This window comes from Pseudomonas sp. LB3P14, from assembly GCF_054898045.1.
Genome location: NZ_CM142714.1, coordinates 3,081,112 through 3,101,855, shown reverse-complemented (window position 1 = coordinate 3,101,855; position 20,744 = coordinate 3,081,112). Strand labels below are relative to the sequence as shown.

General features: G+C 61.6%; 18 protein-coding genes. 5 read left to right on the top strand and 13 right to left on the bottom strand.

The genetic code is table 11. From position 1 onward, the window contains the following. Positions 1-128: 128 nt before the first annotated feature. Complete coding sequence (phnX, locus tag ACYZT5_RS14425) at positions 129-956, bottom strand: phosphonoacetaldehyde hydrolase (protein ID WP_462051685.1); 828 nt, start codon at positions 954-956, stop codon at positions 129-131. Positions 957-1,094: 138 nt separating this feature from the next. Then, on the bottom strand, positions 1,095-2,204 hold the full coding sequence (locus ACYZT5_RS14420; RefSeq protein WP_462051684.1) for a 2-aminoethylphosphonate--pyruvate transaminase: 1,110 nt from the start codon (positions 2,202-2,204) through the stop codon (positions 1,095-1,097). Between the two features lie 109 nt (positions 2,205-2,313). Here ACYZT5_RS14420 and ACYZT5_RS14415 point away from each other — a divergent pair, with 109 nt between their 5' ends. Continuing rightward, positions 2,314-3,180, top strand: a complete 867-nt coding sequence (locus ACYZT5_RS14415) for a LysR substrate-binding domain-containing protein (protein ID WP_462051683.1) — start codon at positions 2,314-2,316, stop codon at positions 3,178-3,180. A 137-nt stretch (positions 3,181-3,317) separates the two neighbouring features. On the opposite strand, the gene ACYZT5_RS14410 is transcribed toward ACYZT5_RS14415, so the two are convergent. Further along, on the bottom strand, positions 3,318-4,193 hold the full coding sequence (locus ACYZT5_RS14410) for a LysR family transcriptional regulator (protein WP_462051682.1): 876 nt from the start codon (positions 4,191-4,193) through the stop codon (positions 3,318-3,320). 268 nt (positions 4,194-4,461) lie between these two features. On the opposite strand from ACYZT5_RS14410, the gene ACYZT5_RS14405 reads away from it, so the two are divergent. After that, entirely contained in the window at positions 4,462-5,787 is a 1,326-nt protein-coding gene (locus ACYZT5_RS14405; RefSeq protein ID WP_462051681.1) for an MFS transporter, read from the top strand. 10 nt (positions 5,788-5,797) lie between these two features. Beyond that, the gene (locus tag ACYZT5_RS14400; protein WP_462051680.1) at positions 5,798-7,189 is read left to right on the top strand and encodes an FAD-dependent oxidoreductase; all 1,392 of its coding nucleotides are present in this window, start codon (positions 5,798-5,800) and stop codon (positions 7,187-7,189) included. A gap of 3 nt (positions 7,190-7,192) precedes the next feature. Here ACYZT5_RS14400 and ACYZT5_RS14395 read toward each other — a convergent pair whose 3' ends face one another. After that, the gene (locus ACYZT5_RS14395) at positions 7,193-8,617 is read right to left on the bottom strand and encodes a type VI secretion system Vgr family protein (protein WP_462051679.1); all 1,425 of its coding nucleotides are present in this window, start codon (positions 8,615-8,617) and stop codon (positions 7,193-7,195) included. Between the two features lie 909 nt (positions 8,618-9,526). On the opposite strand from ACYZT5_RS14395, the gene ACYZT5_RS14390 reads away from it, so the two are divergent. Beyond that, positions 9,527-10,234, top strand: coding sequence for a YebC/PmpR family DNA-binding transcriptional regulator (locus tag ACYZT5_RS14390; protein WP_462051678.1), 708 nt, complete (start codon positions 9,527-9,529; stop codon positions 10,232-10,234). Between the two features lie 27 nt (positions 10,235-10,261). Here the strand turns inward: ACYZT5_RS14390 and ACYZT5_RS14385 are convergent, their stop codons facing one another. From ACYZT5_RS14385 to ACYZT5_RS14345, 9 genes are all read right to left on the bottom strand, one after another. Next, positions 10,262-11,575, bottom strand: a complete 1,314-nt coding sequence (locus ACYZT5_RS14385) for a leucine-rich repeat-containing protein kinase family protein (RefSeq protein WP_462051677.1) — start codon at positions 11,573-11,575, stop codon at positions 10,262-10,264. Positions 11,576-11,656: 81 nt separating this feature from the next. After that, positions 11,657-12,787, bottom strand: a complete 1,131-nt coding sequence (gene zapE / locus ACYZT5_RS14380) for a cell division protein ZapE (RefSeq protein ID WP_462051676.1) — start codon at positions 12,785-12,787, stop codon at positions 11,657-11,659. Between the two features lie 125 nt (positions 12,788-12,912). After that, the gene (locus tag ACYZT5_RS14375) at positions 12,913-13,974 is read right to left on the bottom strand and encodes an ABC transporter substrate-binding protein (RefSeq protein ID WP_462051675.1); all 1,062 of its coding nucleotides are present in this window, start codon (positions 13,972-13,974) and stop codon (positions 12,913-12,915) included. An 18-nt stretch (positions 13,975-13,992) separates the two neighbouring features. Further along, on the bottom strand, positions 13,993-15,108 hold the full coding sequence (locus tag ACYZT5_RS14370; protein WP_462051674.1) for an NAD(P)/FAD-dependent oxidoreductase: 1,116 nt from the start codon (positions 15,106-15,108) through the stop codon (positions 13,993-13,995). Then, positions 15,105-16,460 carry an FAD/NAD(P)-dependent oxidoreductase gene (locus ACYZT5_RS14365; protein ID WP_462051673.1) on the bottom strand — a complete coding sequence of 452 codons (1,356 nt, stop codon included), beginning with the start codon at positions 16,458-16,460 and terminating at the stop codon, positions 15,105-15,107. The genes ACYZT5_RS14370 and ACYZT5_RS14365 overlap by 4 nt, the downstream gene beginning before the upstream one ends. A 121-nt stretch (positions 16,461-16,581) precedes the next feature. After that, positions 16,582-16,872, bottom strand: coding sequence for a (2Fe-2S)-binding protein (locus tag ACYZT5_RS14360; RefSeq protein WP_462051672.1), 291 nt, complete (start codon positions 16,870-16,872; stop codon positions 16,582-16,584). Between the two features lie 7 nt (positions 16,873-16,879). Next, complete coding sequence (locus tag ACYZT5_RS14355) at positions 16,880-17,674, bottom strand: ABC transporter permease (RefSeq protein ID WP_027925045.1); 795 nt, start codon at positions 17,672-17,674, stop codon at positions 16,880-16,882. Between the two features lie 6 nt (positions 17,675-17,680). Next, complete coding sequence (locus tag ACYZT5_RS14350) at positions 17,681-18,550, bottom strand: ABC transporter permease (protein WP_462051671.1); 870 nt, start codon at positions 18,548-18,550, stop codon at positions 17,681-17,683. Then, entirely contained in the window at positions 18,547-19,566 is a 1,020-nt protein-coding gene (locus ACYZT5_RS14345) for an ABC transporter ATP-binding protein (protein WP_462051670.1), read from the bottom strand. The genes ACYZT5_RS14350 and ACYZT5_RS14345 overlap by 4 nt, the downstream gene beginning before the upstream one ends. Positions 19,567-19,810: 244 nt before the next feature. On the opposite strand from ACYZT5_RS14345, the gene ACYZT5_RS14340 reads away from it, so the two are divergent. Then, positions 19,811-20,647: an IclR family transcriptional regulator gene (locus ACYZT5_RS14340; RefSeq protein WP_462051669.1), complete on the top strand. Its 837-nt coding sequence runs from the start codon at positions 19,811-19,813 to the stop codon at positions 20,645-20,647. The last annotated feature ends 97 nt before the right edge of the window (positions 20,648-20,744 follow it).

Genomic DNA, 20,744 nt, shown 5'->3' with positions numbered 1-20,744 from the left:
GTAATCCGCTTTGGTGGATTTGCCTGTGGCTATTTGGGCGTTCAATGCTCTGGATCAAGTGGTTGGCCACAAAAAAGCGCCAGTTCCGTTGAGGAGCTGGCGCTTTTTTTATGAGGCTATGGGCGCAATCAGCTGGTTTGCGGCATCTCGCCCTTGGCCAGGCGCTTATTGATATCGGCGATCACTTCCGGCAAATCGGTGATGGTGTCGATCATGTAGTGCGGCCGCGAGCCTTCGAACATCCCGTGGATGCGCTTGCGTTCGCTGGCCAGTTGGTCGCTGCCGAGGGCGCGGTAACCTTCGTAGTCCAGGCCCAGCGCGTTGCCCGAGCAGATCAGCGCCACGGTCCACATGCCGGCACGACGACCTTCGAGAATGCCCGGCACGGTGTCGTCGATCTTCACGCAAGCCGCGACATCATCAATGCCGAGGGCGATCACGTTGGCCAGCGCCTGGGCCGGCCATGGACGACCGTTAGGCACTTCGTCGGTGGCGACCACGTGGTCAGCAACGTAACCGTTGGTGGCGGCCAGTTCGACAACCTTGTCCATGACCTGTTTCGGGTAACCGGAGCAGGAACCAATCTTGATCCCTTGCTGGCGCAGGTTGGCGATGGTGTCCAGCGCGCCGGGAATCAGCGCCGAGTGCTCGGCGATTTTCTCGATTTGCAGGGGCATGAAGCGTTTGTAGATGGCAGTGACGTCATCATCGGTCGGCGTACGGCCGAACACCGCGCGGTAACGCTCGGCAACTTGTGGCTGATCGCACAGGGTGCGGATGTGGTCCCACTTGCCCATGCCCATCGGCCCGCGGGCTTCTTCGATGGAAACCTGGACGTCGAACTCGGCGAAGGCTTCGACAAAAATCTGCGTCGGCGCGAAGGAGCCGAAGTCGACCACGGTGCCGGCCCAGTCGAGGATGGCGGCTTGCAGTTTGGTTGGGTTGCTGTAGTTCATGTCTTTGATCCTGTAGGAGCGAGCGATGCGGCGATCCGACTTGCCCGCGAAGAACGATAATTCGGTGTAATTGAAGGACCGCGTCGTCTGCATTCGCGGGCAAGCCTCGCTCCTACAGGAACAGCGGCGTCTGCTAATTCAGATATCGAGGACTTCCATCTCGCGCAGTACTTCGGCGACCGCCGCTACCGCCGCGTGCATCTCGGCCTGGTTGACGTGGCCGATGCAGCCGACGCGGAAGGTTTCGACCTGGGTCAATTTGCCGGGGTAGAGGATGAAGCCCTTGGCTTTGACGCGTTCGTAGAATTCCTTGAACTGGTAGCGCGGATCTTTCGGCGCGTGGAAGGTGACGATGATCGGCGCCTGAATGGCGGCGGGCAGGAAACTGCGCAGTCCGAGCTTGGCCATGTCATCGAGCAGCACCTGGCAGTTGTTGGCGTAGCGCTGATGCCGGGCGGGCAAACCACCTTCTTCGTTGTATTGCAGCAGGGCTTCGTGCAGCGCGGCGACCACATGGGTCGGCGGGGTGAAGCGCCATTGGCCGGTCTTGGCCATGTAGGTGTGCTGGTCAAAAAGGTCCATCGCCAGCGAGTGCGAGTTGCCGGCGGCATTCGCCAGCGCTTCTTTGCGAGCGAAGACGAAACCCATTCCCGGCACGCCTTCCAGGCATTTGCCCGAGGCGGCGATCAGCGCCTCGAACGGCACCTGTTGCGCGTCGATCGGCAGGGCACCAAAGGAGCTCATGGCGTCGATGATCAAGCGTTTGCCGTGTTGCGCGATGACGTGGGCGATTTCCGGCAGCGGGTTGAGGATGCCGGTGCTGGTTTCGCAGTGAATCAGCGCGACGTGGGTGATGCTGGCGTCGGCGTGCAGCAGGCGGTCGACGTCGGCGGCGGTGGTCGGTTCATCTTCGGCAGTTTCAAAGGTGCTGAAGGCGCGGCCGAGCACTTCGCAGATTTTCGCCAGGCGCTTGCCATAGGCGCCGTTGATCAGCACCAGGACTTTGCCGTCGCGTGGCACCAGCGTGCCGATCGCTGCTTCGACCGCGAACGTGCCGCTGCCTTGCAAGGGCACGCAGTGGTGGCTGTCGCCGCCGTTGATGATCGCCAGCAGTTGCTCGCAGAGGCTGGCGGTCAATTGATTGAAGCGGTCATCCCATGAACCCCAGTCGACCATCATCGCCTGACGGGTGCGGGCCGATGTGGTCAATGGGCCGGGGGTGAGCAGGATAGGTTCGGCGGTACTCATTCTCGTGTCCTCGCAATCGATGGGATGACGCTACGGGGCTTAAATTGCAATTTGCCGTGCTATCAATCAAATTGTTTGTTGTTATGCCAGCCATCAGTGAGGGTTATTCATGAACCTGTTCCAGCTCCGCGCCTTCGACGCCGTGGCCCGTGAGGGCAGCTTCACCCGGGCCGCTGCGCGACTGTTCATCAGCCAACCGGCGGTCACCGGGCACATCAAGGCGCTGGAGGAGCACTACCAGATCACCTTGTTGCGGCGCACGGCACGACGAGTGGAACTGACGGAGGAGGGCACCAAACTGGCCGCGATCACCCGGGCGATGTTCGGTCTGGCCGAAGAAGCGCAGGTGATGCTGGAAGCGAACCGGCAGTTGCTGACCGGTCGCCTGGAAGTGGCGGCAGACGGGCCGCACATGGTGATGCCGATGCTCGCCAGCCTGCGCGCGCGGTATCCCGGAATTACCGTGAACCTGCGGCTGGGCAATGCTCAGGAAACCCTGGCGGCGTTGCTGTCGGAGCATGCCGACGTGGCGGTGCTGACCGAAGTCGAACCGCGCAAGGGCTTGCATCTGCAAGGCTTAAGCGAGTCACGAATTTGTGCGTTGGTGCCTGAGGGGCATCCGTGGGCGCAGATGTCGAAGGGCGTGCCGCTCAAGGCGTTGGATCAAGTGATCATGGTGTTGCGCGAGCCAAGTTCGATTACCCGGCGCACCTTCGACGACGCCTGCGCGACGGCGTTGGTTAATCCACGGGTGTTGCTGGAGTTGGACAGTCGCGAGGCGGTGACCGAAGCCGTCGCCGCAGAATTGGGGGTTGGCGTTGTGTCGTCGGTGGAAGTCAGCCACGACCCGAGGGTGGTGGCGGTGCCGATTATTGGCGAAGGGTTGGTCAATCGGCACATGATTGGCTGCATGGATCGGCGGCGGGATTTGCGCTTGATACAGGCGTTTTTCGAGTTGGCCCCAAATCTGAATTGATCGTGCAACCCTGTCCTTGATCGTTCCCACGCTCTGCGTGGGAATGCCTCAATGGACGCTTTGCGTCCGCTTTGGGACGCGGAGCGTCCCGGGCTGCATTCCCACGCGGACGGTTCGACGCCTCGACGTGGGAACGATCAGTAGGCGAGACTTTCGCGAACCATCTCCAGAAACGTCGCCACCACCCGCCGCGAACTCTGCTCGCGCAAGCACACGAGTGTCTCGGTCAATCGCCGTTTGCAATCGGTAATCGGCAACGCGCAAACCCTCGAATCCGCACCGAACTCGGCAGCCGATACCACACCGACACCGATCCCCACGACCACCGCTTCACGCGCGGCTTCCCGACCTTCAACCTGAATCGCCGGGCGGATGCGAAAACCGGCCCGGGCCATTTCTTCTTCCAGCGTCTGGCGCGTCACCGAGCCGATTTCCCGCAGCACCAAAGGCGTGTCGTCCAGATCCGCGAGGCAAATCGATTCACGGTCGGCCCACGGATGATGGCGGGAAACGAACGCCACCATCGGGTCATTGCGCAGCGGCAACGAAATCAATCGTTCGTCACTGACCTCACGCCCCAGCAACGCCAGATCGGCCTGGTAGTTGAACAACCGGAACAGCGATTCATCGGTGTTACCGGTTTCGATTTTCACGCTGATGCCGGGATAGCGTTCGCAGAACCGCGCGATCTGCGGCAGCACATGCACCGGCGCATCGACGGCGAGAATCAGGCTGCCGGTCTGCAGCGCCTGAGATTCTTGAAGTAGCTCCTGAGCCTCGGCCTCGATGACAAACAGCCGCTGAGTAATGCTCAACAAACGCTCGCCCAGATCGGTCAGGCGCACCGAGCGTTTGTTGCGGTGGAACAGCAGCACACCGAAACGCTCTTCGAGCTTGCGCACTTGGTCGGAAATCGCCGGTTGGGTGAGGAATAGCCGCTCGGCGGCTTTGGTAAAGCTTCCGTGCACCGCCACGGCGTGGAAGGCTTTGAGCTGGGCATGGGAAACCGACATCGAAACCTCCAGTAACAAGCTGAGCTTATATTTGAAATACGATAAATCGATTTCACTTATTAATCAGTAATTGTTTTTATCGACCTCAGCCCCGGTGACTGGTCAGTCAAACAGCGTCGGCGGCCATGAGCCTGTGCGTGCAACAGCAGGACTCATCTGACCGATATCGCCTCAGGGACGCAGCGATATCGAAGTGCTCAACAATAAAAAAACAGGCGTTATTTCTCAATTTCTGCCGGCACACTCACACCCTGAGGTCAGAACCACAATGAACAAGCACATCGGCACCATCAAACGTTGGCGCGTGCAGATCTTCGCCATCACCTGGCTCGCGTACGCCGCGTTCTATTTCACCCGCAAAGCCTTTTCCGTGGCAAAACTGGGGATCGCCGAAGACCCCACCTTCATGCTCGACAAAATGGCCATGGCCAACCTCGACGCCATCTACCTCACGGCTTACGCCATCGGACAGTTCACCTGGGGCATCCTGGCCGACCGCTTTGGCCCAAGGGTCGTAGTGTTTGGCGGGTTGTTGATTTCAGCGGCGGCGGCCTTGGTGATGGGCAGTTTCGCGACGTTGCCAATCTTCGCTACCTGCATGTTGATTCAAGGGTTGGCGCAGTCCACCGGCTGGTCCGGGCTGTGCAAGAACCTCGGCAGTTTCTTTCCCGCCGAGCAGCGCGGGCGGGTGCTGGGGTTGTGGAGTTCCTGCTACGCATTTGGTGGGTTGGTGGCATCACCGTTTGCTGGCTGGTGGGCGTATACGCTGATCGGCACCTGGCACGCGGCGTTCTTTTCCAGTGCGGCGGTGGTTGGGCTGGTCGCCGTGCTGTTTTTTATTTTTCAGCGCAACAAACCCGAAGACGTTGGCTTGCCGGCGGTGGAGCCGGAGCCGCAACTGACGGCGGAAGAGGCCGACGCGCAAAGCAAGATCAGCGTGCTGGAACCGTTAAAGGAAATCCTGCGCAACCGGACCGTGCTGGTTCTGGGCCTCGCGTACTTTCTGCTGAAACCGGCGCGCTACGCGATTTTGCTCTGGGGCCCGGTGATCGTCTTCGAGCAAATGCCCTCGGTGGGCAAGGTGGGCGCGGCGATTATCCCCACCGCGTTTGAACTGGCTGGATTGCTCGGCCCGATTCTGCTGGGCCTGGCTTCGGACAAACTGTTCGGCGCCCGACGCATGCCAGGGTGTGTGCTCAGCCTGTTGGCGCTGACCGTGACTCTGGCATTGTTCATGGGCGCTCTGCATACCGGCAGCGTGATGCTGGTGGTGGCGCTGCTGTTCGTCATGGGCCTGACCCTGTACGGACCGGACTCGATGATCAGCGGCGCGGCAGCGATCGATTTCGGCACCGCCAAGGCGGGCGCGACAGCAGCCGGTTTCGTCAACGGTTGCGGCTCGGTCGGGGCGATTCTCGGCGGATTGCTGCCGGGCTACTTCGACTCGGTCACGGTGTTCATCGTCTTCGCCGGCTGCGCGTTGTTCTCCGCCCTGGTACTGATCCCGCACTGGAACAGCCGCCCGGCTGGCCTGGGTGCCGAAAGCGCCTTCGTGCCTAACCAGCCGATCACCGTAAAACCTCTGCGTACATAAGGATTGACCCATGAGACCTTTCTGGCTGGAACAGGCGCTGGCGGCCGAGTCCTGCGCGCCGTGCGAACCCCTGGCGGGCGACACCCGCGCCGACGTCTGCATTGTCGGCGGCGGTTACACCGGGCTGTGGACCGCGATCATGCTCAAGGAACAGAACCCCGAGCTGGATGTGTTGCTGATCGAGGCCGATATCTGCGGCGCCGGCGCCAGCGGGCGCAACGGTGGTTGTGCACTGTCGTGGTCGGCCAAGTACTTCACCCTTGAACGGCTGTTCGGCGTCGAAGAAGCGGTGCGATTGGTCAAGGAGTCGGAGCGCAGCATCCATGCGATCGGCGCCTTCTGCGAGCAGTACGCGATGGACGCCGATTACCGCCTCGACGGGACGCTCTACACCGCCACCAACCGTGCCCAATGCGGCTCGACCGACGCCGTGATCGCGGCGCTGGAGCGCAATGGCATCAACTCCTTCACCCAGCGACCGCTAGCGGATGTACAACGCATGGCCGGTTCCAGCAAACATCTGGAAGGCTGGTTTTCTCCGGCGGCGGCAAGCGTGCAGCCGGGCAAACTGGTGCGCGGCTTGCGCCGGGTCGCCTTGCAGCTCGGGGTGAGAATTCATGAAAACACCGCGATGACCGGCCTGGAAGAGGGCCGACCTGCGGGCATTCAAACCCCGAACGGCACCATTCGCGCGGATCGCGTGGTGCTGGCGATGAACGCCTGGATGGCCCGGGCGTTTCCACAGTTCGAGCGCAGTGTGGCGATCGTTTCCAGCGACATGCTGATCACCGAACCACGACCCGATCTGCTCAACGAGATCGGTTTGACCAGCGGCGTCACCGTGCTCGATTCGCGGATTTTCGTGCACTACTACCACAACACCCCGGACGGCCGAATCATGCTCGGCAAGGGCGGCAACACCTTTGCTTACGGCGGGCGGATGTTGCCGGTGTTCGATCAGCCGTCGCCGTATGCCGGTTTGTTGCGGCACAGCCTGAGCGAGTTCTTTCCGGCGTTTGCCGAGGTCAAGGTCGAGGCGACCTGGAACGGTCCGTCTGATCGCTCCGTCACCGGTTTGCCGTTCTTCGGTCAGATGAGTGCCAGCGGCAATGTGTTTTATGGTTTCGGATACTCCGGCAGCGGGGTCGGCCCGTGTCATATGGGCGGGCAGATTCTCGCCTCGATGGTCCAGGGACTGGACAACGCCTGGACCCGTTCGCCTCTGGTCAACGGCCCTTTGGGGTTCTTTCCACCGGAGCCGATTCGTTACCTTGGCTCACTGATGGTGCGCAACGCCATCCGCCGCAAGGAGCGCGCCGAGGATCACGGGCGCCGACCACGGCACCTGGATGTGCGTCTGGCGAAGTTCGCGGCAGCGGCAGGCAAGGCCGACAAGGGCTGAGTGTCAGGGGGCGAGGTCCGAGCGATTGACCAGCCAATCGAGCAGCAAGTGGCTATCGCCGCGTGGCTCGGGAGCAGGCCGAGTGCGCGGGTGATGGCCCATCTCGATGCACAGCACCGGCCGGTCCGGGTCGCTGTCGAGAAAACTGATGAGTACATCGCTGCCAGCCCTTGGCAGTCTGGACGGGTCAATCCGACCGTCCGGCGCTGCGAGGGCCACGGGTAGCCAGATACCGGCAGATTCATCCGGATCCGGTTCCTCTGTTGGCCACAGCCTGACCTGTATTCGACCTTGATCATCCAGCGCCGCTGGCTGCCCGGCCGGGCCAAGCACCCGTGCCGGCTGATAACCCGGAATGCTCGGCCTGGTCTGTTTGAGCGCCGGCCTGAAGACCGTTGACCAGGGAATGGCGATGAACTGATTGCGGTAATGGCGGACAGTCACGGGTTTGTCGGCGGCGAGAATCGAAGGCTGTTGCCCCTGATGACGGGTTTCGGTGAGCAGCCATTGATCGTTGAAACTCGACAGCGGATGCGCTGACACTTGGACAATCCGTGCGCTGCGCAGCGCGCTCTGGTTGCTTTGACCGTGGATTTTCACGTGCTGGCAACGCAGACGCTCCAGTTGTCGTCGACTCATATGATCGCGATGGAGGTGCTCGGGCGCGGGACGGGCCATCACCGGCAATGGTCTGGTGAAGGTGTGGTTGGCCGCTCCCTCGTCGGCGATCAGCGAGCCACGGTTTCTGGCCTCCAGTCGTGAGGGCGGGGGCGGCGAGTCATGGCGCTGGAACAACTCACTGATCACCGGTAAGTCACTTTCGTCGGGCGCGTTGCCCTGGAAAGGCGTAAGGACCGGTTCCTGGGGGAAACTCAGGCTGTCATCGGCCAGAACCAGTACATGCCCGTCGCGCTGATGTTCGAAGTGATAGTGAATGCCTTCTTCTTCGCACAGACGTTGCAGCAATGCCAGATCGCTCTCCTCGTACTGAATGCAAAAAGGCCGGGGAGGATAGTGCCCGGTCGACAATTCGAAGCGATAGCTTCCCTCGGGCACATCATGTTCCTCCAATAGTTGGCGCAGGATCATCGGTACGCTGAGGCGATGAAAGACGCGCCGTGAACGCTGCCGGTCGAGCCTCTGAAGGTAGGGCGCCATCACCAGTTTGTAGCCGATCCGGTGTGGGCCGCGATACTCGCGACTGGCACTGTGAATGACGCCATGAATCCCCTGGCCATCCATCAGGCTGAGGGAAACCGGTTGTTGCAGCAATCGATCGAGGTTCATGGCCGGTGCCAGGCCGATCACTTCGATGTCGAATCGATAGGGCTGGTTGAGGGCTTCTCGGCCGCTGAACTGCAACACCTGCAAACTCAAATCGCCGTCGAGGAGTGTCAGGGTGAAGGGACTTTCCTTGTCGTTGTGCATCGAACGCGCTTCTGCCATGGGATAAGGGCGCAGAGGGTACGAAACCACAGCCCTTTATAGTCACCGCAAATCGAAGTTTCAGAATCGCCCTACAATTGCCGGTGAAGATGTCGATTCATCAGGCCGGTGAACAGGGTGTAATGCTGTTCACTTAAGAAAATGGATGGCGGCCTGAGAGCCGACCGGGTTTTGATCGAGTACATATCCGTTGCTGCGGTCACGGCTCAAGATCAAAAACCAAAGCAAAGCAACAGGAACCGTTCCCACGCTCTGGGTGGGAATGCATCCCGTGACGCTCTGCGTCACCCATGCGCAGGACTCAAGCCCCGTGTCGACAGCGGAACGCGGAGCGTCCCCGGCGGCATTCCCACGCGGAGCGTGGGAACGATCAGTACGCGCAAGCGTTGAGGAAGCAGGCCGGCCGGTAGGCCGCCTCGCTTTGGCGTTTGCGGTGCACGCCCCATCGAGAGGCCGAGTGGAGGTTCTGCGCAGTGGGCAACCCGGCATGGATGCCGGGTTAGCCGCCCCCGGCCATGGATGGCCGATGGCGGCGGGCCCACGGAGCAGGACCGGAGCGAGGGCATGCCGAGCCTGGGCGAGGCACCGAACGAAAGGGGCAAGAGCGTTTGGTTACTTTGCGCTTTTCAAAGTGACCCGCTGTAAAAGCGGAACCGCCAGCCGCCGTGACCGCAGAAACGGATATGTACACAATCAACAAAATACCAGCCGGCCGGCTCTCGATGCACCGCCCCTCGCTACGCCTGTGTATGTGCCTGAAACCCCAAGCTTAAGTGAACAGCATTAGTGAACAGGGTGGATTTTTTGGTCGATTGCCAACTTTAGGCCGTATAAACTTGCGCAAAGCGTCGGCCAATAGATGTCTCGGCGCCACAGATAAGAGAGTGAGTAATGGGCGCACAGTGGAAGGTTAAACACAAAGAAGCGGCATCTAACGCCAAGGGCAAGATCTTCGGCAAACTGGTAAAAGAAATCACCATTGCTGCCCGCAACGGTGCCGATACTGCCACCAACGCACACCTGCGTCTGGTGGTCGAGCAGGCCAAGAAAGCCTCGATGCCCAAGGAAACCCTGGATCGCGCGATCAAGAAAGGCGCGGGCCTGTTAGGCGAAACCGTGCAATACCATCGCGTGACCTATGAAGGCTTCGCACCGCATCAGGTGCCGCTGATCGTCGAATGCGTGACCGATAACATCAACCGTACCGTCGCTGAAATCCGTGTCGCGTTCCGAAAAGGCCAATTGGGCGCTTCCGGCTCGGTGGCCTGGGACTTCAACCATGTGGGCATGATCGAGGCCTCGCCGGACAGCCCTGATGCCGATCCGGAAATGGCCGCCATTGAAGCCGGCGCCCAGGATTTCGAGCCGGGCGATGAAGAGGGCACAACCCTGTTCCTGACCGAGCCTGCGGACCTGGATTCGGTACAGAAAGCCCTGCCCGAGCAAGGTTTCACCGTGTTGTCGGCCAAGTTGGGTTATCAGCCGAAAAACCCGGTCAGCGGTCTGAGCGATGAGCAGATGGCTGAAGTCGAAGCCTTCCTCGAAGGCCTCGATAACCACGATGACGTGCAGGACATGTTTGTCGGGTTGGCGGGTTAAACCGTTACTTCGGTGACCGCAAAGCGGTCACCGATTCTCCAAGGCTCGCACAATCTCACTGAACCCCGGTCGCGCCAGCACCTGCGGCTGACAGCAGCGCTGCTGCAATGCCTCCAGCTGCACGCGACCGTCATCGCTCAACCCCGAGTCGATCCGCTCCAACAGTTCCCCCAGCAAAACACCAAACGCCCGTACCTCGATCCGTTGCAGCGCACGGCTTTCAAAGCTGTCTGAGGTGGCATGAAAAGACGCCGCGCCAAAATCCCCCAGCAGGCAATCACCGTGCTCGTTCCACAGAATATTGTGGCCATAGAGGTCGCCGTGGGTGATGCCATGTTGGTGCAAATGCTCGGCCGCCGAGGCGATGCCAGAGGCGATCCGCAATGCCACGCCAGTGCTGAACCGGGTGTCGTTGGCGTAAACGTCGCGGGTACATGACGCCAGGCTCGGCAGCCCGGCCAGATTGCGATAGCTCGGATCGATCAAGTGCATCACCAGCCCGGCCTGGGCTTCTGGATGCCCGACGACTCGCCCTTCAATCCGGATCAGGTTGGGGTGACAACCTGCGGTAATGCAGGCGTTCATTTCGTGCAACGGCGAACCATCGCTGGTCATTTCGCCTTTGTAGAGTTTGACCGCGACCTGTGTGGCCGGTTGGTCCGGTCGATCCCACATTGCCCGATGAATCACCCCCGACGCGCCTTCGCCCAGTTGTTGTTCCAGACGCAGTTCGGACCAGGGAATGCGGGGCGTGGCTTCGAGGGCGGCCGCATCGGCTTCGGTCTCCAGCGGGTTACCGGCGTACGCCAGCCAGGTCAGGCTCGGCAGGGACAGCAGCCACTCGGGCAACTCGGTCAACTGATTGGCGGCGATGCGCATCAGTTCGAGTCGATGGCACTGGCGCAAGCTCTCGGGCAAACGCTGCAAGCGGTTGCCTGCAAGCATGAGTTTTTGCAGGTACGGGCGTTCACCCAGCTCGGCGGGCAACTCAGTGATGCAGTTATCGGTCAGGATCAGCCAGCGCAGCAACGGTGGCAGGCCGGCGCCTGGCACGCGTTCGATGCGGTTGGCCTTGAAGCTGACCATCGTCAGTGCGGCGCATTGGCCCAGGCAGTCGGGCAGTTCGGTGAACAGATTGTCCGAGCAGAACAGCACGCGCAAACGGGTCAGGCGGTGCAAGTCGTCCGGCAGGCGGCTCAAGGCATTGCCGCTGAGGTCGAGGACTTCCAGCGAGTCCGCCAGGTCGAAGATTTCTCGCGGAAACTCCGTCAGGCCGCCGGTGAGGACCAGGCGTGTGATGCCCGACAGTTGGCCAGCGCGCAGTTGGGCAAGGGTATCCATGAACAGATTCACTATTGATCGAGAGGAGGGCGCGGAGGCCTGGAAAAGGGCGACATGATAACGGCAAAGGCAGGGGGCGTGTCAGGCCGGATCCCTGACTTCGATCAACTGCCCCAACCGGCTGCGCGTGCGCGCCAGATCGATGGCATCGCCGCCCAGGCTTTCGCGCAAAGACTGCTGCCCGAGCAAAATCAGGTGCTTGTCCTGGTCGTACAGGACGTCGACCAGATTGATGAAGCGCTGCTGGGCAGCAATTGAACAATCGGCGAGGTTGGGCAGTTCATCGATGAACCAATGATCGAAACGACGGCACAGCTCCAGATAATCCATGACGGCGGTGGGGTGTTCGCACAGATCGCCGAAGGTAAAACCGATGGTGCGTCCGATGCAATATCGGGCTTGCAAATGCCGGGTTCCGACGGGCAGCGCAATGGCCGGCGCGTTGCTGTCTGGCAGGTTCAGCATCTGACGTTGCACCACCGTGGCCGGCCAGACGTACTGGCCTTGGGTAAACAGCTGCTGGTCATGGGTTCTCACCTGACTGCGGTAGTCGTGGGGGCCGCCGACTTCCATGACCTGCATGCGTGCGTTGATCAGGTCGATCACCGGTTTGAAGCGTGCGTGGTACAGCGGGTTGGGCAGTAATCCTTCCGGTGGGTAGTTGGAGGTGACCAGCAGCAGGATGCCTCGGCGAAACAGTGCCTTGAACAGCCGGGTGATGAGCATCGCATCGCCGATGTCGTGGACGTGAAACTCGTCGAAACACAGCACCCGGCAATCGCGCAGCCGTTCATCGAGGGTGGTTTCCAGCGCATCGGGCTGATCGCGATGACTGAACATCCCTTGGTGAAGTTGCGCAAAAAACTCATGGAAATGCAGGCGCTGTTTTTCCGCGATGGGAATGGCCTGGAAAAACCCGTCGAGCAACCAGCTCTTGCCGCGACCCACGGCGCCATGCAGGTAAAGGCCAGGGAGCGTTTTTGCCGAGGTGCCCAGCAGCGCTGCGGCGTGCTGCGCCATGCAGTCGATGACGCGTTGTTGGCTATGGCTGAGGGTGTAGCCCTGGGAGTGGGCCTTGCGGTGGAAGTAGTCGTGGATGACTCGACCGGTCGCGCTGTGACCGGCGGATGCAGCCGATGCCTTGCCGAAAAAGCGGCGCAGCGTGGGCCAGCGTGATGTCAGTCGCGAACGGTTTGGCGGTCGAACGGCCACTGTGATGTCCCCCCCGTAATCTTCATGCCGGCTCCCCGAGCGGCGGCATAGTGTAACCAGAGGGGGAGTAGCTCGACCACTCCGGACGGAGTGGTCGCCGTAAAGACCGTAGCCTGCGGCAGCTCCTACCGCTCGATACTACGATTCCAGCGCGCATTCCACGCCGGGCGCTGTTCGTTGACCTGATCCCAATCGATTGCAATGGCCGTGGTCAGGTACTGCTTCATCGCCTCGACCTGGCCGCGCGTCTTGTCGCTGGTCGGGGTATTGGGGTTGGACGGGATCTGGTCGCCGTCTTCAAGCGCGGCGGCCTGGGCTTCAGGCGTCAGCAAGAAGGCGGCGAGTTTCTGCGCCAGTTCCGGTTGGGTGTTGTTGGCGATAGCGCATTCGGCAACGTTGAGCACCACGGCGCCTTCCTTCGGCTGCGCATACTCCACCGGCATGCCCTTGAGTTTCAGGGCGGTGACCTGGGTCGGCGTGAGCGGGAACAGCGCCGCTTCGTCGGTCTGAAGCATTTCGGAAATCTTCGCTGAACTCGGGATGTACTCCAGCACGTTGCGCCCGACAGTATTCGGCCAGGCTTTGAACCCCGGCTCGACGTCGGTTTCGCTGCCGCCCTGAATCCGGTTGAACATCAGGAAACCGTGCAGGCCGAAGGTCGAGGAGGCCATCGACTGGAACACCAGTTTGTCCTTGAAGCGCGGGTCGGCCATGTCCATCCACGAGGTCGGCGCGGTCCAGCCTTTCTCCTTGAACAACCGCGTGTTGTACGCCAGCCCGGTCACGCCGAGGCTGACCGCCACCGCTTGATCCTTGATGCGGCCCTTGGCCGGAATCTGCGCCAGCGGTGCGCTGTCTTCGAGTTTGTCGCACAGCCCCATGGCGATGGCGCGGTACATGATGCCGTCGTCGAGGAACATCACGTGCATCTGCGGGTTGCCTTTGCTGGCCTGGACCTTGGCCAGAATATCGGCGGAGGTGCCGGGCACAATCACCACTTTGACGTTGTTGGCCTTCTCGAAAACCGGCAGCACCTTGTCGGCGTAGAGCCGCTCCATGGTCCCGCCGTTCATGCCCAAGTAAAGCGTCGGCTCGGCCTGGGCCTGGGCGACCGGGAGCAGGGCGCCTAAGCCAAAAAAACTAAGCCATGAGAAACCGAGCAGTGCACTGCGTTTGACGTTATTCATTGGCGCGACCTTCCTCTATCAAGCAACGGAGATGGAGTGAAACCGGGTGATGGAAAACGCATCCAGCGACGTTTTTGCGGCGCCGCTGCAGATAATTTCGGTGAGCGCCTGGCCCACCGCGGGGCCGATCTGAAAACCAGCGCCGGCAAAGCCGAATGCGTGCAACAGACCGGGTCGAGTGCCACTGTGGCCGATCACCGGTTGGCGATCGGGCAGATAACCTTCGGTGCCGCTCCAGGTGCGAATCGCCTGGGCGCCTTCGAGAAACGGGTAGAGCTCGACGGCCTGACGCAGGATCTCGATCACCGCGTGCTGACCGGGCCGGGCGCGGGCGTCGTCGAGGGCAAAACCCTGGCCACCGCCCAACACGCAATTGCCGCGCGCAACCTGACGGGCATAGATACCGCCGCCCTCGACCCCGGTGCTGGCGTTCATCACCAACGGCAACGGCTCGGTGACCAGCATCGCCGGGTGCCCGGCGTGCATCGGCACCGGTTCGCCGAATTGTGCTGCCAGGGCGCCGGCCCACGCGCCGGCGCAGTTCAGCAGCCAGGGGGCGTGCAGCTCGAGACCGGTTTGCGTGTGGATGCGAAAGCGCTGACCGTCGTGTTCTACCGCCGCCACCGGGCATTGTTCATGGACCTGCGCACCGTGCCGACGCGCCGCCCGGGCAAACGCCGGGGAGACCAGTCGCGGGTTGGCGTGACCGTCATCGGGGCAAAACGAGGCACCGACCGCTACCTCGCCGACCCACGGAAAACGTGCGCGCAATTCACTGCGCTCGAGTACCTGCAAATCGAGGCCAAAGCCCTGACTGCTGGCGGCATAGTCTTGCAACGCGCGCAGATCGCTGAGGCTGCGGGCCAGTTTCAAGTGGCCGCTGCGTTGATACTCACCGTCGATGCCAATCAGCTGCGGCAGCTGCCCCCAGATTTCGTGCGCCCGTTGCGACAGTGGCAGTTGCGACAGTGGTCGCCCCTGACGCCGCACGCCGCCGTAGTTCACGCCGCTGGAATGCGAGCCACAAAAATCCCGCTCCAGCAGCGCGACACGCCGGCCAGCCTTGCTCAGAAAAAGCGCGGCGGAGGCACCGACAATGCCGCCGCCAATGATGACGGCATCGACCTCGATCATGATTCGACCTCCAGGCCAAACGGCAGGGGTTTGATGGGGGCCTGAGCCCGCAGTCGACCGATGTCGGACACGGAACGCTGGCTTTCGCAGGCAATGATTTCCGCGGCGGCGGCGCCACACATCCGGCCCTGACAGCGACCCATGCCGATCCGACAATGGGATTTGACCCGGTTGATCTCCCAATGGCCCTCGCGCACCACTTGGCGAATGTCGCCGGCGCGCACTTCTTCGCAGCGGCAGATCATCACGTCATTCGGGGCATCGGCGGCCCAGTTCTCGGGAAAGACGAAGGCCCGCTCCAGGCCTTGGCGAAAGGTATTGATCCGTCCCAGCGCCTGCTCCAATTGCGCACCACGCTGCGCCGGGATCAGGCAACCGATGTCTTCGAGCAACGCCAGGGCCGCGCGTTCGCCGGCCATTTCGGCAGCGTCGGCGCCCATGATGCCGGCGCCGTCACCGGCCAGATAAACCTCGGCGACACTGCTGCGACCGGCGCTGTCACGTTGCGGCAGCCAGGCGCGGTTGATCGGGTTCCAGGTGAACTCACAGCCGAGCAAATCGGCGAGTTGGGTTTCACTGCGCAGGCCGTGGGCGAACGCGACGGCGTCGCAATCGAGTTGCAGTTCACCTTTTGAGTTGGACCCGTTCAGCGACTGCACACGTTGTTCGCCATTGATGCGTTTCAGGCTTGCACCCTGATGCACAGGGATGCCGTGAGCGGTCAGCCAGCTGCGGTAATAAATGCCTTTTGCCAGTGTGGCCGGTTGCGATAGCAGGCCGGGCAGGGCGCGGGCCTGGGCGCTGAACGGCGAACTGTCGAGTACCGCGACCACCTTGGCGCCGGCCTTGGCGTATTGATACGCCACCAGGTACAACAACGGCCCGCTGCCGGCGAACACCACGCGTTCACCGATGGCGCAGCCTTGAAACTTGAGGGCGATCTGCGCTGCGCCGAGGCTGTAAACCCCCGGAAGGGTCCAGCCCGGTACCGGCAAAATCCGGTCGGTTGCGCCCGTGGCGACGATCACTCGGGAAAACGCCAACCGTGCGGCGCGACCCTCATGCAAGGTGTCGAGCGCGCCGTCCTCGGCGTTCCATACAAGGGTTTCGGGACGGTAGTCGAGTTGCTCGCGCAGCTCATCAATTGTCTGATGCAACGCGTTGGCCTTGCCGGCTTCGAAGCCATACAGCTTGACCGGCGAACGCTTGAAATTCGTCGGTTGCCGCCGATAAATCTGCCCGCCACCACGCGCTGCTTCGTCCAGCAGCACCGGGTGAACGCCGTGGGCGACCAGAGTTTGTGCGGCACGAATACCGGCCGGACCGGCGCCGATGATGATCACCGAATTCATATCGTCCCCACGATTTTAAAGATCAAAAGATCGCAGGCTTCGCCAGCTCCTACAGAGGATCGCGTTCGGCGTAGGAGCTGCCGAAGGCTGCGATTTTTTGGGAGCACCGGATAAATGGCTGTCATACACAGCGCCCCGGTTCGCGGCTGATCTGCTGGCCGGCTTCGAGCAGCGTCGAGCAGGCGCGCACGCGCCGGCCATCGCCCAGTCGAACCCAGCAGTCCTGACAGGCACCCATCATGCAAAACCCGGCGCGGGGTTCGGCGCTGAAGTCGCTGCCGCGCAAGTGTTCGCTGCAGGTCAGCACCGCCGTCAGCAAGGTGTCGCCGAGCAGGCCGGTGGCAGGTCGGCCGTCGAGGGTAAAGTCAAGGGCCGGGCGATCGCCTTCGGCCAGTCGTTTCAGCAGAGCCATGGCGCCCTCATTGTTTGCCCACCAGAACCCGATCGAGGCCGTAGACCCGATCAAGCAGAATCATCGTCAGCGCGGTCAGCGCAATCACCAGGGCCGACACCGCCGCCATCATCGGATCGATGGATTCGGTGGCGTACACGTACATCCGCACCGGCAAGGTTTGCGTGGCCGGCGAGGTGACGAAAATCGACAGCGTGACCTCATCGAAACTGTTGATGAACGCCAGCAGCCAGCCACCGGCGACCCCCGGCAGAATCATCGGCAAGGTAATTTCCCTGAACAACGTGAAGCGCCCGGCACCGAGCGATTGCGCGGCGTGTTCGGCGCTGCGATCCAGGCCGATGGCCGACGCCAATACCAGTCGCAGCACGTACGGAGTGATCACCAGTACGTGGGCGAAGATCAGCCAGGCGAAGCTGCCATTCACGCCCATCAGCGCAAACAAGCGCAGCAGTGCCACGCCGAGCACCAGATGCGGAATGATGATCGGCGACAGGAACAGACCGTTGAAAAAGTCCCGGCCGGGGAACTCGAAGCGCGTGATTGCCAGCGCGGCTGGCACCGCGATCAGCGTCGCCAGACTGGCGGCGCAGAACGCCAGGATCAGGCTGTTGTAGAACGCATCGACAAAGTCAGCACGCTCGAACACTGCGCGAAACCAGCGCAGGGAAAACTCCGTGGTCGGCAGGCTCAGGGTGTTTTCCGGGGTGAAGGCCACGAGGCAGACCACCACCAGCGGCGCCAACATAAACAGCACCACCAGGGCATGGAACAGCAGGGCGAAAGGACCGTTCTTGGACATGACGAGTTATCCCAATGACTTCTTGTAGCGGCCTTCGATCATTCGGTTCCACGACAGCATGATCAGCAGGTTGAGCAACAGCAGGGCCACGGCGATGGCCGCGCCCATCGGCCAGTTGAGCTCCGACAGGTATTGGTCGTAGATCAGCGTGGCGACCATCTTCAGGCGGCGTCCGCCGAGCAGGCCGGGAATCGCAAACGAACTGGCGGCGAGACCGAACACGATCAACGTGCCGGAAAGCACACCGGGCATGATCTGCGGCAACACCACTTGGCGCATCACGGTGAAGTGGCTGGCGCCGAGGGACATCGCGGCCTGCTCGGCGGCCGGGTCGAGTTTTTGCAACGAGGTCCAGACCGGAATAATCATGAACGGCAGCATCACGTGGACCAGTGCGATCACCACCGCAAACGGTGTGTAGAGCAGCTTCATCGGCGAGCCACCGAAGGCTTGCAGGGTCTGGTTGACCAGGCCGTCGGCACCGAGCAGCAGGCTCCAGCCGAAGGCGCGCACCACCACCGAAATCAGCAACGGGGTGAGGATCAGAATCAGGAAAATCGAGCGCCACGGTGCGCCCATGCGGCTGAGGATGTAGGCCTCGGGCACACCGATCACCACGCAGAGCAGGGTGGTCAGGGCGCTGATCCACATCGTGCGCAGAAAGATTTCGTAGAAGTACGGGTCGCCCAGCAGGCTGCTGTAGTGGTCGAGGGTGTAGGCGTCGCCGTTGATCCCCGAGCTGTAGTCGAAAACGTTGAATGACAACACCAAGGTCAGCAGCAGCGGAATAACCAGCAGCCCGAGGTACAAGGTCAGGGCCGGTGTCGACAGCCAATAACCCTGGCGTCCCTGGCGAATGGCGACAAGCGTACTCATGCCGGCACCTCATCGACACTCAGCACCCGCAGCAACGTCGCGTCCCAATCGAGCCCGACCGCCGTGCCTTCGGTCAGCGGTGCCGAACCGTCGTTGCGGCGTACCACGCTGAGTTCGCCCAGGGTCGTCGATACGCCGTACAGCCATTGGCTGCCGAGAAAGAAGCGACTGACGATTTTGCCTTGCAGACGGCCCTGACCTTTTTCCCGCAGATCGATTTTTTCCGGGCGCAGGCTGAGGGTCATATCGCCGCCACTGTTCACCTGGACGACGCCGGCACTGTCCCGTTCGCCGGGCAGCAGATTGGCCTTGCCGACGAACCCGGAAATGAATTCGGTGCGCGGGTGTTCGTAGAGGGTGTAGGGCGCGTCGATCTGGGTGATACGCCCGGCCTGCATCACCACCACCCGGTCGCTGATGGACAGCGCTTCGGACTGGTCATGGGTGACCATCAGCGTGGTGATCCCGACTTCGCGCTGGATGCGGCGGATCTCGAATTGCATCTCTTCGCGCAGGTTGGCGTCGAGGTTGGACAGCGGCTCATCGAGCAGCAGCACCGGCGGTTCGATCACCAAGGCCCGAGCTAATGCAACGCGTTGACGCTGGCCACCGGAAAGCTCCCGGGGGTAACGCTCGGCATGCTGGTTGAGGCGTACCAGTTTCAGCACCCGGTCCACTCGCTGCAGCAACTCGGCACCGGGCACTTTGCGCATGCGCAGGCCGAAGGCGACGTTGTCTTTGACGGTCATGTGCGGGAACAGCGCGTAACTCTGGAACACCACGCCCAAACCACGGCTGGCGGGTTTGGCGTGGGTGATGTCGCGACCGTCCAGCAGAATGCGTCCGCTGCTGACGTCGACGAAGCCGGCAATCATTTGCAGGGTGGTGGTTTTGCCGCATCCGGAGGGGCCGAGCAGCGAGACGAACTCGCCTTTCTCGACCGAGAGATTGGTGGCAACGACGGCGTCGATCTCGCCGTAACGTTTGCCGAGTCCTTCAAGTTGCACAAAAGCCATAACTGCGCTCCACCTGAGATTGTTATGCGCGGCCTGAGGTCGCGCTTTTTTGTATGGGCAGATACGAAAAAATAGTGCTGGGTGCGTTGGCGCTCGACTTCAGTCGGCTGCCGCTGTTGTTCGAATCGCCCCTGTCTGGACGCAGAGTAGGACGAAGAATAGGATGGGCTCAATGGCCTATTTCACTGAAGCGATGACTATTTTTAGTTTCATTCGGTGAGTAAATTAATACTTGAGAAAACCCATGAAAGATTCCATTGAGCGGAATAAAAGCAAAAGTGAAGTCGGCGTCGGTGCAGTCTCAAGACTGTTTGCCGTGTTGCGCAGCCTGGGTGACACCGTCGAGGGCGGGGAGCGGGTGACGCAACTGGCCCAGCGCATTGGCCTGTCGCAACCGACCACGCACCGATTGCTGCGCAGCCTGATGGACGAGGGCATGGTCGAGCAGGATGCACGCAGCAAACGCTATCGCTTGAGTCTGGAGTTTTTCGCCCTGGCGGCCCGCGCCGGGAATACCGGAAACCTGCGCGAACTGGTGCGTCCGGCGCTGCTGCGGCTGTCGGCGTCGTTGGGGGATTCGTTATTTTTGCTGGCGCGCAGTGGTTTTGATGCGATCTGCCTGGACCGCAGCGAAGGGCCGTTTCCGATCCGCACGTTTACCGGTGACATTGGCGGGCGGGTGGCGTTGGGGGTGGGGCAGGGCAGTTTGGCGATACTGGCGTTCCTGCCGGAAGAAGAGCGTGACACGGTGATTCACTACAACTTGCCGAGGCTCAAGGATTTTCACCTGTACGACGAGGTGTTCCTGCGCTCGGAAGTCGAGAACGTACGCAAACTGGGTTACGCCGGGCGCAATACAGGCGTGTTGCAAGGCATGGCCGGGGTGGCCGTGCCGATACTGGATCGAGAAGGGCGGGCAGTGGCGGCGTTGAGTGTGGCGACCGTGAGTGATCGGCTGGGGCCGGATCGTTTGCCGACGGTGGTGGAAATGCTCAAGCGCGAAGCGGCGCTGATCGGGCCGCGGATCAATCCGTTCGACCCGTTGCTGCGGAGGCCTTCGCAAGTCTTTGGGCAGGGTTGACCCCTACGTCGATCGTTCCCACGCGCAGCAAAGGAATGCAGCCCGGGACGCTCTGCGTCCCCCGCATTGGACGCGGAGCGTCCGGTGAGGCATTCCC

Excerpts from the sequence above, each read along its gene's own strand:
- ACYZT5_RS14375 (WP_462051675.1), bottom strand. The coding sequence starts at position 13,974 with ATGAATAACGTCAAACGCAGTGCACTGCTCGGTTTCTCATGGCTTAGT.
- ACYZT5_RS14385 (WP_462051677.1), bottom strand. The coding sequence starts at position 11,575 with ATGGATACCCTTGCCCAACTGCGCGCTGGCCAACTGTCGGGCATCACA.
- ACYZT5_RS14350 (WP_462051671.1), bottom strand. The coding sequence starts at position 18,550 with ATGAGTACGCTTGTCGCCATTCGCCAGGGACGCCAGGGTTATTGGCTG.
- ACYZT5_RS14405 (WP_462051681.1), top strand. The coding sequence starts at position 4,462 with ATGAACAAGCACATCGGCACCATCAAACGTTGGCGCGTGCAGATCTTC.
- ACYZT5_RS14400 (WP_462051680.1), top strand. The coding sequence starts at position 5,798 with ATGAGACCTTTCTGGCTGGAACAGGCGCTGGCGGCCGAGTCCTGCGCG.
- phnX (WP_462051685.1), bottom strand. The coding sequence starts at position 956 with ATGAACTACAGCAACCCAACCAAACTGCAAGCCGCCATCCTCGACTGG.
- ACYZT5_RS14355 (WP_027925045.1), bottom strand. The coding sequence starts at position 17,674 with ATGTCCAAGAACGGTCCTTTCGCCCTGCTGTTCCATGCCCTGGTGGTG.
- ACYZT5_RS14420 (WP_462051684.1), bottom strand. The coding sequence starts at position 2,204 with ATGAGTACCGCCGAACCTATCCTGCTCACCCCCGGCCCATTGACCACA.
- ACYZT5_RS14340 (WP_462051669.1), top strand. The coding sequence starts at position 19,811 with ATGAAAGATTCCATTGAGCGGAATAAAAGCAAAAGTGAAGTCGGCGTC.
- ACYZT5_RS14365 (WP_462051673.1), bottom strand. The coding sequence starts at position 16,460 with ATGAATTCGGTGATCATCATCGGCGCCGGTCCGGCCGGTATTCGTGCC.
- ACYZT5_RS14410 (WP_462051682.1), bottom strand. The coding sequence starts at position 4,193 with ATGTCGGTTTCCCATGCCCAGCTCAAAGCCTTCCACGCCGTGGCGGTG.
- ACYZT5_RS14345 (WP_462051670.1), bottom strand. The coding sequence starts at position 19,566 with ATGGCTTTTGTGCAACTTGAAGGACTCGGCAAACGTTACGGCGAGATC.
- ACYZT5_RS14415 (WP_462051683.1), top strand. The coding sequence starts at position 2,314 with ATGAACCTGTTCCAGCTCCGCGCCTTCGACGCCGTGGCCCGTGAGGGC.
- ACYZT5_RS14390 (WP_462051678.1), top strand. The coding sequence starts at position 9,527 with ATGGGCGCACAGTGGAAGGTTAAACACAAAGAAGCGGCATCTAACGCC.
- ACYZT5_RS14395 (WP_462051679.1), bottom strand. The coding sequence starts at position 8,617 with ATGCACAACGACAAGGAAAGTCCCTTCACCCTGACACTCCTCGACGGC.
- ACYZT5_RS14360 (WP_462051672.1), bottom strand. The coding sequence starts at position 16,872 with ATGGCTCTGCTGAAACGACTGGCCGAAGGCGATCGCCCGGCCCTTGAC.
- ACYZT5_RS14370 (WP_462051674.1), bottom strand. The coding sequence starts at position 15,108 with ATGATCGAGGTCGATGCCGTCATCATTGGCGGCGGCATTGTCGGTGCC.